This window comes from Rhodococcus sp. BE178 (assembly GCF_050433545.1).
In the GTDB taxonomy this organism is placed as follows: domain Bacteria; phylum Actinomycetota; class Actinomycetes; order Mycobacteriales; family Mycobacteriaceae; genus Prescottella.
The window spans coordinates 44,865-58,146 of sequence record NZ_JBNPXA010000016.1; the positions used below are offsets into that span (position 1 = coordinate 44,865).

General features: G+C 67.0%; 13 protein-coding genes. 5 read left to right on the forward strand and 8 right to left on the reverse strand.

What is annotated here, in order from left to right; translation table 11 throughout:
* Positions 1 to 184 precede the first annotated feature (184 nt).
* Positions 185 to 1,057, reverse strand: a complete 873-nt coding sequence (locus tag J2X34_RS23300; RefSeq protein WP_429519905.1) for an SCO6745 family protein — start codon at positions 1,055 to 1,057, stop codon at positions 185 to 187.
* Positions 1,058 to 1,078: 21 nt separating this feature from the next.
* Positions 1,079 to 3,235: an excinuclease ABC subunit UvrB gene (uvrB, locus tag J2X34_RS23305; protein ID WP_114722838.1), complete on the reverse strand. Its 2,157-nt coding sequence runs from the start codon at positions 3,233 to 3,235 to the stop codon at positions 1,079 to 1,081.
* Between the two features lie 191 nt (positions 3,236 to 3,426).
* Here uvrB and J2X34_RS23310 point away from each other — a divergent pair, with 191 nt between their 5' ends.
* Entirely contained in the window at positions 3,427 to 3,933 is a 507-nt protein-coding gene (locus J2X34_RS23310) for a DUF402 domain-containing protein (RefSeq protein WP_258557995.1), read from the forward strand.
* 13 nt (positions 3,934 to 3,946) lie between these two features.
* Here J2X34_RS23310 and coaE read toward each other — a convergent pair whose 3' ends face one another.
* A complete protein-coding gene (coaE, locus tag J2X34_RS23315) occupies positions 3,947 to 5,170 on the reverse strand; it encodes a dephospho-CoA kinase (RefSeq protein ID WP_429519937.1) in 1,224 nt (407 codons plus the stop codon).
* A gap of 129 nt (positions 5,171 to 5,299) precedes the next feature.
* On the opposite strand from coaE, the gene J2X34_RS23320 reads away from it, so the two are divergent.
* The gene (locus J2X34_RS23320; RefSeq protein WP_114722835.1) at positions 5,300 to 5,512 is read left to right on the forward strand and encodes a hypothetical protein; all 213 of its coding nucleotides are present in this window, start codon (positions 5,300 to 5,302) and stop codon (positions 5,510 to 5,512) included.
* Between the two features lie 191 nt (positions 5,513 to 5,703).
* On the opposite strand, the gene rpsA is transcribed toward J2X34_RS23320, so the two are convergent.
* Positions 5,704 to 7,176 (reverse strand): 30S ribosomal protein S1, encoded by a 1,473-nt coding sequence (gene rpsA / locus J2X34_RS23325; protein WP_013416161.1) that lies wholly within the window; start codon positions 7,174 to 7,176, stop codon positions 5,704 to 5,706.
* Positions 7,177 to 7,465: 289 nt separating this feature from the next.
* On the opposite strand from rpsA, the gene J2X34_RS23330 reads away from it, so the two are divergent.
* Positions 7,466 to 8,314, forward strand: a complete 849-nt coding sequence (locus J2X34_RS23330) for a class I SAM-dependent methyltransferase (RefSeq protein ID WP_429519906.1) — start codon at positions 7,466 to 7,468, stop codon at positions 8,312 to 8,314.
* A 9-nt stretch (positions 8,315 to 8,323) separates the two neighbouring features.
* On the opposite strand, the gene J2X34_RS23335 is transcribed toward J2X34_RS23330, so the two are convergent.
* The 4 genes from J2X34_RS23335 to J2X34_RS23350 all read right to left on the reverse strand — a co-directional run bounded on the left by J2X34_RS23335 (position 8,324) and on the right by J2X34_RS23350 (position 12,203).
* Positions 8,324 to 9,076 carry an amino acid ABC transporter ATP-binding protein gene (locus J2X34_RS23335; protein ID WP_174914748.1) on the reverse strand — a complete coding sequence of 251 codons (753 nt, stop codon included), beginning with the start codon at positions 9,074 to 9,076 and terminating at the stop codon, positions 8,324 to 8,326.
* 17 nt (positions 9,077 to 9,093) lie between these two features.
* A complete protein-coding gene (locus J2X34_RS23340; RefSeq protein WP_429519907.1) occupies positions 9,094 to 10,080 on the reverse strand; it encodes an amino acid ABC transporter permease in 987 nt (328 codons plus the stop codon).
* Positions 10,081 to 10,100: 20 nt separating this feature from the next.
* Complete coding sequence (locus tag J2X34_RS23345) at positions 10,101 to 10,940, reverse strand: ABC transporter substrate-binding protein (protein WP_254623000.1); 840 nt, start codon at positions 10,938 to 10,940, stop codon at positions 10,101 to 10,103.
* 165 nt (positions 10,941 to 11,105) lie between these two features.
* The gene (locus J2X34_RS23350) at positions 11,106 to 12,203 is read right to left on the reverse strand and encodes an isocitrate/isopropylmalate dehydrogenase family protein (RefSeq protein WP_114722832.1); all 1,098 of its coding nucleotides are present in this window, start codon (positions 12,201 to 12,203) and stop codon (positions 11,106 to 11,108) included.
* A 19-nt stretch (positions 12,204 to 12,222) separates the two neighbouring features.
* On the opposite strand from J2X34_RS23350, the gene J2X34_RS23355 reads away from it, so the two are divergent.
* Together J2X34_RS23355 and trxA are read left to right on the forward strand one after the other, a co-directional pair.
* Positions 12,223 to 12,750 (forward strand): 2'-5' RNA ligase family protein, encoded by a 528-nt coding sequence (locus J2X34_RS23355; RefSeq protein WP_114722831.1) that lies wholly within the window; start codon positions 12,223 to 12,225, stop codon positions 12,748 to 12,750.
* Positions 12,751 to 12,873: 123 nt separating this feature from the next.
* Positions 12,874 to 13,245, forward strand: coding sequence for a thioredoxin (trxA, locus tag J2X34_RS23360; protein ID WP_114722830.1), 372 nt, complete (start codon positions 12,874 to 12,876; stop codon positions 13,243 to 13,245).
* Positions 13,246 to 13,282: the final 37 nt, after the last annotated feature.

Below are 13,282 nucleotides of genomic sequence, written 5' to 3' on the forward strand. Positions count from 1 at the left end.
GCAGTTGATCGAGGACGGTGGCTGCAGTGCCCTGTTCGACCGAGATCACCGTTCGCTGCGCTGACACTAGCCGTATCGACGCAGAACCAGGTGGAATTGCGGCACAACATGCTTCATCCCCCGGTGGACGATCCACCCCTGGAACTCATTTCACCACGGGCGCCGTCGAGCACGCGCCATCCGGTCAGCGCGGCTCGCCGTAGCGCGGACCGAACAGGGTGTCCGGGAAGAGCCCGGACTCTCGGACGGTTCGTCGCCACGGCGCCGCGAGCTCGGCCAGTCGTGCCGCGCCGTCCTCGCCCAGGTGGGTCCACGGCGCCGAGGCCAGTTCGTCGGTGAGGTCCTCGACCACCTCACGTAGTTCTCGCCCGTCCTCCGTCAATCCGCCACGCTCGTCGAGCAGTTCGCGATCGCGCAGGCTCGACGCGGCGGCGTCCCACTGGCCTTGCGACCATCCGCGCCGGTTCTGGGCGAACTTCTTCTGGAATCCGATGCCGGTGGCGGTGTGCGTGATCAGCGCGTCGAGGCCCCCGAGTCCGGCGGTCTGCAGTGCCGCCACGTGGCCGTCGCCGCGGTACTCGCGTAGCAACGTCAGTGCGTGCCACAGGACAAGGTGGGGCGTGTCCGGCCATTCGAGGGCCGCGTAGCCCGCGTACAGGGGCCGCCCGTCGACGCCCGGGATCCCCTGCGCCGCAATGGCCGCCAGCTGGGCCGCCTCCGACATCTCCGGGGATGCGGTGACCGCTTCTCCGAAGATCCTCCGGTAGGCGGCATCGACGCCGCGGTACCGCGCGTCGGTGATCTCCTCCGGGGCGGCGAGGGTCCAGGCCCGGGGGACGGCGTCACCGATGAGTTCGGGGTTGAAATTGTAGAAGGTCGCGGCCACGACTCCGGCACCCACCGCCCCCATCGGTGCCGCGCGGCCCGCGAAGTAGGTCATTCGGCCGGATTCGAGCCCGACTCCGACGAGTTCCTGCTCCACCTCGGGGGCGAAGTAGGCGAGCGAGTGCAGCAGTTCGAGTGAGCGGGCGGTGCGTCCGGCGGCATGTGCGTCCATGACCGAGAACGTTAGCGGGCGTTATTTCAGGCCGGCCGCGTCCATCCCCCGCAGTTCCTTCTTGAGGTCGGCAATCTCGTCGCGCAGACGTCCCGCGAGTTCGAACTGCAGGTCCCGCGCAGCATTCATCATCTGGTCCGTCAATTCCTTGACCAGGTCGGCCAGCTCGGCCCGCGGCATCGACTTCACGTCTCGGCCCTCGTACACCCCGGCGCTGACCGCGCGGCCCGCCTCACCCTGAGCGCGTCGGCCACGGCTGACGTTGCGGCCCGAACCACCGATCTCGACCTCGGTGTCCTCGGCCTCCTCGTAGACCTGGTCGAGGATGTCCGCGATCTTCTTGCGGAGCGGCTGCGGGTCGACGCCCTTCTCGAGGTTGTAGGCGACCTGCTTCTCGCGGCGGCGTTCGGTCTCCTCGATGGCCCGCTGCATCGAATCGGTGATCTTGTCCGCGTACATGTGCACCTGGCCGGACACGTTGCGCGCGGCACGGCCGATGGTCTGGATGAGGCTCGTGGTGCTGCGCAGGAATCCTTCCTTGTCGGCGTCGAGGATTGCGACGAGCGAGACCTCGGGCAGATCGAGACCCTCACGTAGGAGGTTGATGCCGACCAGGACGTCGTACTCTCCGAGCCGCAGTTGCCGCAGCAACTCGACCCGCCGCAACGTGTCGATGTCCGAGTGCAGGTACCGCACCCGGATGCCGAGCTCGAGCAGATAGTCGGTCAGGTCCTCGGCCATCTTCTTGGTCAGCGTCGTGACCAGCACCCGTTCGTCCCGCTCGGTGCGTTCCCGGATCTCGTGGACGAGGTCGTCGATCTGTCCCTTCGTCGGCTTCACGACCACCTCGGGATCAACAAGGCCGGTGGGCCGGATCACCTGTTCGACGAATTCGCCGCCCGCTCGACCCAGCTCGTACGGTCCGGGGGTGGCCGACAAGTACACCGTCTGGCCGATCCGATCCGCAAACTCCTCCCAGGTGAGGGGCCGGTTGTCGACGGCGGACGGGAGGCGGAAGCCGAACTCGACCAGGTTGCGCTTGCGGGACATGTCGCCCTCGTACATCGCGCCGATCTGCGGGACCGTCACATGCGACTCGTCGATGACGAGGAGGAAGTCCTCCGGGAAGTAGTCGATCAGTGTCGCGGGCGCGGAGCCCGCGGGCCGGTTGTCGATGTGCCGCGAGTAGTTCTCGATGCCGGAGCAGAATCCGACCTGCTTGATCATCTCCAGGTCGTACTGGGTCCGCATCCGGAGCCGCTGCGCCTCGAGCAGCTTGCCGCGGTTCTCCAGGTCCGCGAGCCGCTCCTCGAGCTCGGCCTCGATGCTCTGGACGGCATGCTCCATCCGCTCCGGACCGGCCACGTAGTGCGTTGCCGGGAAGATGCGCACGGTGTCGACCTGCCGCACGACGTCACCGGTGAGTGGGTGCAGGTAGTAGAGCGCCTCCACCTCGTCGCCGAAGAACTCGATCCGCACCGCCAGTTCCTCGTAGGACGGGATGATCTCGACGGTATCGCCCCGCACCCGGAAGGATCCGCGGGTGAACGCCATGTCGTTGCGGTTGTACTGGACATCGACCAACAGGCGCAGCAGGGCGTCGCGGTCGACCTCGACGCCGACCTCGAGCTCGATCGACCGATCGAGGTACGACTGCGGGGTGCCGAGGCCGTAGATGCACGACACCGACGCCACCACCACGACGTCGCGCCGGGACAGCAGGCTGGACGTGGCGGAGTGGCGCAGTCGTTCGACGTCGTCGTTGATGGACGAGTCCTTCTCGATGTAGGTGTCCGTCTGCGCGATGTACGCCTCGGGCTGGTAGTAGTCGTAGTACGAGACGAAGTACTCGACCGCGTTGTTGGGCAGCATTTCCCGCAGTTCGTTGGCGAGCTGCGCCGCTAGCGTCTTGTTGGGCGCCATCAGCAGGGTGGGGCGCTGCAGCTTCTCGATCAACCACGCCGTGGTGGCCGACTTGCCGGTGCCTGTGGCGCCGAGCAGCACCACATCCTTCTCCCCCGCGCGCAGTCTGCGCTCGAGTTCCGCGATGGCCTCCGGCTGGTCACCGGCCGGCTCGTACTCGCTGACTACCTCGAACCGCGCGTCGGATCGTTCTATCTCGCTGACCGGCCGAAACTCGGAATGCGCGACGACGGGGTGCTCGGATGCAAACGCCATGCGTCCAGGGTATGCGCCGCTTCCGACAAGTTCTGATAACGCCTCGGCGCTCCCCCACCGATCGCCGCTGCCGGACGACCCGATTGCCTGTAATTTCTTGCTGTATGGAGAACGTCGAACAGAGCACGGCCCGAGCCACCTCGGCCGCCCCCGCCGCACCGTCAGGTCCCGTGTTCGTACCGGCGCTCGACATGGTTCCCGCACACCGCCCGAAGATCGAGCACTTCAACATCGCCGAGCGCACCAACACCGACCCCAAGGGATACGTCCGCCCCGTCGAGCACTACCGACTCGAGCCCTGGGGGCTCTACATGGCGCGGACGGCGGATCACCCCACCTTCCACTACCTGGAGTCATGGCTGATTCCGGATCTGGGGATCAGAGCGTCGATCTTCCATTTCCACCCGTATCACCAGCGTGATCAGGACCGCTACATCGACATCGGTGATTTCACGTCCGGCCCGGACGTGTGGAAGTCGGAGGACCACTACCTGGACCTCGTCGTCCGCACCGGCCGGGAAACCGAACTCCTCGACGTCGACGAATTGATCTCGGCCACCGCGCACGGGCTGATCTCGACCGGCACCGCCGACCGCGCCGTCCAGAAGGCCATGCGCGCGGTCGACGGGATCGCGGCCCACGGGCACGACACGGATGCGTGGCTCGCATCGAAAGGGATGCCGGTCAGCTGGCGGTGAAACGCGGCCGCGTTCAGCCGGCGGGCGACCACCCGGTGCGCTCGGCCCACTCGCAGGCCCGCTGGTAGCCGAGATCGAACCACGGCGCGAGCGCCGCGGCATAGGTCACGGTGGCCTCGCCCGTGTGCGCGTCGGCGGCGGCCCAGCGGACCGCAACCCTCTTGGCCTCGAGGAATTCGGCCCGAGCAGCGGCGTCGGCGCGCAGCCAGTCGCGCAGCAGGAGCGCGAAGCGCTGGCCCGGCCAGCCGTCGACGCGCAGGCTGATCTCCACGGGCCTGCCGGGATCGGCGCCGCCGTGGGTGCGCTTGTCCCACAGCGCCGGGTCGGCCTCGCCACCGACGCCGTACGCCGGCTTCGGCTCGTCGCGGTTCGCATCGACGATGGGCGGAAAACCGGCCGCAGCGAGTGGTTCGGCCAGCGCATCCGCGGTGGCGAGATCGGGAACGGTGATCTGCACGTCGATCAGATCGCGCGCATCCAGACCCGGGACCGCGGTGGAGCCCGCATGGTCGATGCGCACCGCACGATCGCCGCACACCGCTCGCAGTCGCGCGACCAGGCGCTCGCCCTGCGCCGCCCACTCCGGATCGGCCGGCCGCACGATCGGCGGCACCGCCACCACCGTCCGCGTGCGCACGTTCGCCTCGAACGGCACCAGCCTGTCCGCGTACAGGGCACGGGCCTGTCCCTCGATCAGTTCCGGTGCGCCACTGTTGTCGAGCCAGACATCGGCGGCCGCACGACGCTGATCGTCCGACGCCTGCGCCGCGATCCGCGCCCGCGCGTCGACCTCGGGCATCCCTCGCAGCTCGACGAGGCGCCGCACCCGCTCCTCCTCGTCGACGTACACGATGACGACCAGGTTGAACGCCGGTCCCATCCGCCCCTCGACGAGCAGCGGGATGTCCTGCACGACGATGCCGTCGGCGGGCGCGCCGTCGACGAGTTCCGCGGTGCGGGTACCGATACGAGGATGCAGGATCGAGTTCAAGAGCAGTCGCGACTCGTCACTGCCGAACGCCCGCTCAGCCAACGCCGGGCGGTTCAGCGAGCCGTCGGGATGCAGGACGCCGTCACCGAAGGCGTCGACGAGGGCCGCGAGCCCCGGGGTTCCCGGTTCGACGACCTCCCGCGCGATCAGGTCCGCGTCGACGATCACCGCACCCAACTCCGCGAGGACCTTCGACACGGTCGATTTACCGGCTCCGATGCCTCCGGTGAGGCCCACTCTCAACACGCCGACCAGTGTCGCACTAAACACGCCGAAGATCATCAAGCGGCCAAATGTCGTGGTTCCACGACCTGGTCGGATAGCCTTCAATCAGCCGTCCGACCAGCCGATTCGAGATCCGAGTAGGAGAAGCTCATGCGCAGCAATCCCACCCGTCCCGGTCGGCACCGTCTCGGCATGGACAACGGCGTCCACGCCATCCTCATCCCCGAGGTGGCCACTGCACTCGCGGAACACCGCCGCAACTGGTTCACCAGTGTGCTCACGCCCGCCCGCCACAGCTTCGCCTCGATCCGGAAGCGCACGGCGACCATGCCGACCCGATGGGTGCCTGCCGCGGCGAACTGACCGCCCGCGTACGACACACCGCGTACGACACACTGCGTACGACACAGACTGTGGCCCGATCCGACTCGGATCGGGCCACAGTCGTATGCCCGGACGCACCCAGCGCGGGAACACCGCATACACGAAAGACCCCGGCCCTGTGGGGCCGGGGTCTTTCGGTAGATCAAGCCTGAGTGATCAGGCCGCTGTCATCAGGCGTTGCCCGACAGCTTCTCGCGCAGCGCGGCGAGCTGTGCATCGCTGGCCAGCGAGCCACCAGCGGACTCGGTGGACGCAGCAGCACCCTCGTCGGAGCCCGACTCGGAGGAGTAGTTGGTGCCGGAAGCGCCGGCAGCAGCCTCGGCAGCCTCGTCGGCAGCCATCTTCTCCATCTGAGCGGTGTGCATCTTGTGGCGACGCTCAGCCTCGGCGTAGCGGGACTCCCACTCCTCACGCTGCTTGTCGAAGCCCTCGAGCCATTCGTTGGTCTCGGGATCGAAGCCCTCGGGGAAGATGTAGTTGCCCTGCTCGTCGTACGAGTCGGCCATGCCGTACTTGGACGGATCGAACTCGGCGTTGTAATCCTCGTTCGCCTGCTTCAGCGACAGCGAGATGCGGCGACGCTCCAGGTCGATGTCGATGACCTTGACGAGCGCATCGTCGCCGACGCCGACAACCTGGTCCGGAACCTCCACGTGGCGCTCGGCGAGCTCGGAGATGTGCACCAGGCCCTCGATGCCCTCCTCGACGCGAACGAACGCGCCGAACGGAACCAGCTTGGTGACCTTGCCGGGCACGATCTGGCCGATGGCGTGGGTGCGGGCGAACTGACGCCACGGATCTTCCTGGGTCGCCTTCAGCGACAGGGAGACGCGCTCGCGGTCCAGGTCGACGTCGAGAACCTCGACGGTGACCTCGTTGCCGACCTCGACAACCTCGGACGGGTGGTCGATGTGCTTCCAGGACAGCTCGGAGACGTGAACCAGGCCGTCGACGCCACCCAGGTCCACGAAGGCACCGAAGTTGACGATGGAGGACACGACGCCCTTGCGGACCTGGCCCTTCTGGAGCTGGTGCAGGAACTCGCTGCGGACCTCGGACTGGGTCTGCTCGAGCCATGCGCGACGCGACAGGACCACGTTGTTGCGGTTCTTGTCGAGCTCGATGATCTTGGCCTCGATCTCCTTGCCGACGTACGGCTGCAGATCGCGGACACGACGCATCTCGACGAGCGACGCGGGCAGGAAGCCACGGAGACCGATGTCGAGGATGAGGCCACCCTTGACGACCTCGATGACGGTGCCCTTGACGGCCTCGTCCTTCTCCTTGAGCTCCTCGATGGTGCCCCAGGCACGCTCGTACTGAGCGCGCTTCTTCGACAGGATCAGTCGACCTTCCTTGTCCTCCTTGGTGAGGACCAGGGCTTCGACCTCATCGCCCACGGAGACGACCTCATTGGGGTCGACGTCGTGCTTGATGGAGAGCTCGCGGGAAGGGATGACACCTTCGGTCTTGTAACCGATGTCGAGCAGGACCTCGTCGCGGTCGACCTTGACGATGGTGCCTTCGACGATGTCGCCATCGTTGAAGTACTTGATCGTTGCGTCGATGGCGGCGAGGAAGTCCTCGGCGGAGCCGATGTCGTTGACGGCTACCTGCGGCGAGGTCACGGTGTTGGAGGGCATGTGTTGAGTTGCTCCGGACGGGTTGATAGTCGGTTGATGGTGTTCTGTCAGACAGGTGGACCGGCATGCCGTAGATTCCGGCGAGCGCCGAAATCGACCCGACTTCCAGTCCCCCACGAGGCTCCTGCGCCAACCCGTCCCGTCAATCCTGCAACCGGCCGGGCGTGCGCCGAAGACACTCGCGAGCAACAGGGTACGCGACCTCGAGCTAGCTGGGCAAACTCTCACATCACCCGGCCGATTCACCTGGCGGTTCGGCGCGGAGAGCCGGTCTCTACCCTTGATACCCATGTCCGACGATCGCCATGCCGCCGCAATTTCCACTCTCGGTACCAGCGGAGTGAGCCGCACCCGGATCGGCACCGAGGACAGTGAACGCGCGAGCCGCGCGTGGTGGGACGCCGACGCCGACGACTACCACCGCACCCACGGCGAGTTCCTCGGTGTCGACTCCGCTGCCGGTGAGTTCATGTGGTGTCCGGAGGGCCTGCACGAAGGCGATGTGCACCTGCTCGGCGACGTGGCCGGCAAGCGGATCCTCGAGGTCGGCTGCGGCTCGGCGCCGTGCTCGCGTTGGCTGGCCGGCCAGGGCGCGGACGTCGTCGGGCTCGACATCTCGATGGGCATGCTCGCGCGCGGCGTCGCCGCGATGGAACAGGGTGGCCCGTCCGTTCCGCTGATCCAGGCGGGCGCCGAGTCCCTGCCGTTCCGTGACGCCACTTTCGACATCGCGTGCTCTGCGTTCGGTGCGGTGCCGTTCGTCGCGGACTCGGCGCGGGTGATGTCCGAGGTGGCGCGGGTGTTGCGTCCGGGCGGTCTGTGGGTGTTCGCGGTGAACCACCCGATCCGCTGGATCTTCCCCGACGATCCGGGTCCGCGCGGGCTCACCGCCGCGCTTCCCTACTTCGATCGCACACCGTATGTGGAGGTCGACGACGAGGGCGTGCCCACGTACGTCGAGCATCACCGCACGATCGGCGACCGGGTCCGCGAGGCCGTGGCCGCCGGACTCGAGGTACGCGACATCGTCGAACCCGAGTGGCCCGAGTGGCTCGACCGGGAGTGGGGCCAGTGGAGCCCCCTGCGCGGCCAACTGTTCCCCGGCACGGCGATCTTCGTCACCCGCAAACCGAACTGAGGGCCCCGCTCACAGCAGCTTGGACAGGAACGCCTTGGTCCGTTCCTGTTGCGGGTTCGCCAGCAGCCGCCTCGGATCGCCCGCCTCGACCACCACCCCGCCGTCCATGAACACCAACTGGTCGGCGACCTCGCGGGCGAACCCCATCTCGTGGGTGACGACGACCATCGTCATGCCGTCGTTCGCGAGCTGCTTCATGACCCCGAGCACCTCACCTACGAGTTCGGGATCGAGGGCCGACGTGGGCTCGTCGAACAGCATGAGCTTGGGGTCCATCGCGAGCGCCCGCGCGATGGCGACGCGCTGCTGCTGCCCGCCCGACAGCTGCGCCGGGTACGCGTCCGCCTTCTCCGCGAGCCCCACCTGGTCGAGCAGGTCGCGAGCGCGTTGGATCGCCTTGGCCCGAGGCACCCTCTTCACCTGCATGGGCGCCTCGATGATGTTCTCGAGGGCGGTGCGGTGCGGAAACAGGTTGAAGTGCTGGAACACCATCCCGATGTCACGGCGCTGGCGGGAGGCCGCACGGGCGCTCAGTTCGTACAGTTTGTCGCCGCGTTCGGAGTACCCGACCAGCTCGCCGTCGACGTACAGCCGGCCGGCGTTGACCCGTTCGAGGTGGTTGATGCAGCGCAGGAACGTGGACTTGCCGGAACCGGACGGGCCGATCAGACACAGGACCTGTCCGCGTTCGATCTCGAGGGAGACACCGCGCAGCACCTGCAGGGCGCCGAAGTTCTTGCAGACACGGTCGGCCTGCACCATCGGGGTGGTCGTCGATGTCATTTACGCTCGCCTCCCGGGGTGTCCGGCAGCGTGTCCGCGTCCGGCGTGACCGTCACCGGGCGCCCCTGCGCGTCGGCGAGAGCCTGCAACTGCCGCGCGGTGAGCGTGCGGGACGCACCCTTCGAGTAGTACCGCTCGAGATAGAACTGGCCGATCATCAGAATGCTGGTGATCGCGAGGTACCACGTCGCGGCCACCAGGAGCAGCGGAATCGGGTGGAAGTTCGCGCCCGAGATGTCCCGGCTCCGTCCGTACAGTTCGAGGCTGTAGGGAATTGCCGTGACCAGCGAGGTGGTCTTGAGCATGCTGATCAACTCGTTGCCCGTGGGCGGGATGATGACCCGCATCGCCTGCGGGAGGACCGTGCGGCGCATCGTCTGCGACCACGTCATACCCAGTGCAACCGAGGCTTCCGTCTGACCCTCACTCACCGAACTGATTCCGGCGCGGACGATCTCGGCCATATATGCGGCCTCGTTGAGTGCCAGGCCGATCACTGCGAAGAGGAACGCCGCGCTGAGGTTCTGCAGGTCGATGTGGGCGAACTGATGCACGAACGGAATGCCGAGATCGATCGTCTTGTAGATCGACGGAAAGAGTCCCCAGAACACCAGTTGGACGTAGACGGGGGTGCCGCGGAAGATCCACAGGTACACCCACGCTGCAGTGCGCAGCACGGGATTCGGCGAGAGCCGCATCACCGCGAGGATCACGCCGAGCCCAATCGCGATTGCCATCGCCAGCACGGTGAGCTGGATCGTCTTCCACGCGGCTGCGCTGATTCGCTTGTCGAACAGATACTGGCCGTACACATCCCATTCGAAGGCAGCGTTGGTGGCGGCGCCGTATACGAACAACCCGAACAATCCCAGCACGACCACCGCAGCGATCCACCGGCCTGGGTGGCGCAACGCGACAGACTTGATCGGTTCCGGTTCGGCTCCCACGCCCCTCGCCGACATGTGATTCTCGTTGCCCGACATCGCTCCTCGTCTCTCCGCCATCAGCTGGTGGCCCCGTTGACGACCGACGTCTCGATCAGACCGGCCCCGACGCCCCACGCGTCCGCGATCTTCGCGTACTGACCGCCGTCGATGAGGTACTGCATCGCCTGCTGCAGGACCGGGCCGAGGGGCGAGCCTTTCGCGACCACCCAGCCGTACGGAGCGGAATCGAACAGTTCGCCGGCCGGCACGATCCGGCCGTCGCTTCGCTTGATCGCGTACGCCGTCACCGGCGAGTCGGCCGACAGCGCGTCGACTCGGCCCAGGATCAGCGCGTTGGCGACGTCGTCCTGGCTGTCGTACTTGACCTTCTCGAGGGGGGGCTTGCCGGCGGCGACACACGCCTCGCTCTTGGCCGGCACCTCCTCGATGTCCTCGATCGTGGTGGTCTGCACACCGACACGCAGGCCGCAGGCATTGTTCGGGTCGATGTCGTCACCGGGGCGCTGAGCCCACTGGACGCCCGCGCTGTAGTAGGTGACGAAGTCGACGGACTGCTCGCGCTCCAGTGTGTCCGTGAACGACGACATCCCGATGTTGAACGTTCCGGCCTGCACGGCTGGGATGATCTTGTCGAAGTCCGCCTGCTTGTAGTCGACCGTGAGCCCGAGCACCTGGCCGACGGCGTTCATGAGGTCGACGTCGAAACCCACGATGCGTCCGTCCTCGTCCTTGAATTCGTTGGGTGCATACGGCACATTGACGCCGACGACGAGGCGCCCGGACGCCGCGATCGGCGACGGCAACTGGTCTGCGATCGATTCCACGCGTTGTATGTCGACCCCGGACACCACGGGCACCAGACCCTCGTTGTTGGTCACGCACCCCGTGGCGGTCATCGCGACCACCGCGAGCAGCGCACCGATCACCCACCGGATCGACCGAGTTCGCCGACCGCGGGTGGCAGCAGCCACTGGTCCGAACATCGGTCATTCCTCCCATCTCCGGCCGTTGGACCCCGAAACCCTACTGGCTCGATACCCCCGGGCGGAAGTTGATCATGGTCATCGCCGAATCACCCGAGCGATCACCGATTCCGTGAACTCACTCGTCGACGCCAGCCCACCCATATCCGCCGTGGCCACGCCCGCTTCCACGGTGCGTTCGACGGCGTTGCGGATCCTCGCCGACGCGGCGGACAAGCCCTTGTCGTGTCCGGTGGATGCCAGCCAGTCGAGGAGCATCGCCGCGGACAGGAACAAGGCGGTCGGGTTCGCACGGTTGCGGCCGGCGATGTCCGGGGCGGCTCCGTGTGCGGCCTGCGCCATGGCCTTCGATCCGGACGCGTTGATCGACGCCGCTGTACCGAGCGATCCCGCCAACTCCGCGGCCAGGTCCGACAGGATGTCCCCGAACATGTTCTCGGTGACGATGACGTCGTACTCCTCGCCGCAGCGCACCAGATACGCGGCCATCGCGTCGACGTGCTCGTCGTCTACCCGGACGTCCGGATAGTGCTCGCCCACCTCCCGGCAGACGTCCCGGAACAGGCCGGTGGTGGTCGAGAGCACGTTGGCCTTGTGTACCACCGTGACTCGCTTGCGTCGGCGGCGCGCGAGATCGAAGGCGGCGTGCGCGATCCGTTCGCACGCCTGCCGGGTGACCACCGCGACCGCCATCGCGACGTCCGGGGTGGGCATGAACTCGCCGCTGCCGGCGAACATGTTCCGGTCGGCGTAGAAGCCTTCGGTGTTCTCCCGGACGATGACGAGATCCATGTGTGGCGACACCGCTCGCACACCTGGCAGTGCGCGCGACGGTCGGATGTTCGCGTAGAGGTCGAACCGTTTGCGGATCATCCCGCCGGGGGTCAACTGCATCTGGAACGGATCGGGATACGACGCGCTGTCGTGCGGGCCGAGGATCCACGAATCGAGGTCGGCGAGCGCGACGAGGGTGCTCTCGGGTGTCGGCGACCCGTGGGTGGCGATCGCGTCGTGGCCGATCGGGAGCGGCACCCACTCCACCTCGGCAAGCCCCACCGCAGCCACTGCAGCGTCGACGACGTCCCGGGTGGCCGGCACGATTTCGCGTCCGATTCCGTCGCCCTGCAACAGACCGATCCGCGGTTTCGGCAAATCTCCTGTACTCGCGCTCCCCATCAGGCAATCATTACTCACGATGGTCCAGTCCGTGGAGTTGCTTCTCGACCGGGATATCGACGCGACCGTACGAGCCGAATGGCGTCGACTGTCGTCGGCACGTCTGCCGAGCCAGGACCGCATCACCGCCGAATCCAATCGGCCGCACGTCACGCTCGGCGTCGCGCACCATGTTCCCCCCGACGTCGAGGTCGCACTGGTTCGCGAGCTGCCGTCGGCCCCGCTGTCCCTGCGCCTGGGCGGTGTCGTGGTGTTCGGTGGGCGCCGGCTCACCCTCGCCCGACTGGTGGTGCCCACCACCGAGCTACTGACCCTTCAGCGGATCGTCTACGAACTGATGGTCGACTGCGAGGGCGTGCCGTCGCACATCGTTCCGGGCGAGTGGACCCCGCACGTGACGCTGTCGCGCCGGATCCAGGCCACGGATCTCGGCACTGCGATCGTGGTGACGAGGGCCGGAGCCCGTGACGTCGTCGGCCGGTCGGACGGCATCAGGCGGTGGGATTCGGATGCCAAACGTGAGTGGCTGATCACACGGCGCCCCTGATGCGACGCCGCATGCGATCTCGCGCTTTCCGCATACGGAAGAATTCGCGGGACGGGAGCGTTGAACGGGCCAACGGAACGATCATCCTGACGACTCCCCGACGACTTCCCCGAAAGGACCCCTGTGGCTACCCAGACTCTGACCCAGCAGAACTTCAAGCAGATCGTCGACGACAACGACATCGTCCTCGTCGACTTCTGGGCTTCGTGGTGCGGACCGTGCCGCTCCTTCGCCCCCACCTTCGAGGCCTCCTCGGAGCAGCACGCGGACGTCGTCCACGGCAAGGTCGACACCGAGGCGGAGCAGGAATTCGCTGCTGGTGCGGGGATCCGTTCGATCCCGACCATCATGGCGTTCCGCGAGGGTGTGCTGGTGTTCAACCAGGCAGGCGCGCTGCCCCCGGCCGCGCTCGAAGACCTGATCACCCAGGTCAAGGCCCTCGATATGGACGAGGTCCGCAAGCAGATCGCCGCTCAGGCGCCGTCCGGTAACTGACCGACGCCTGACGCAGCAACCTCTGGGACGCCGACCG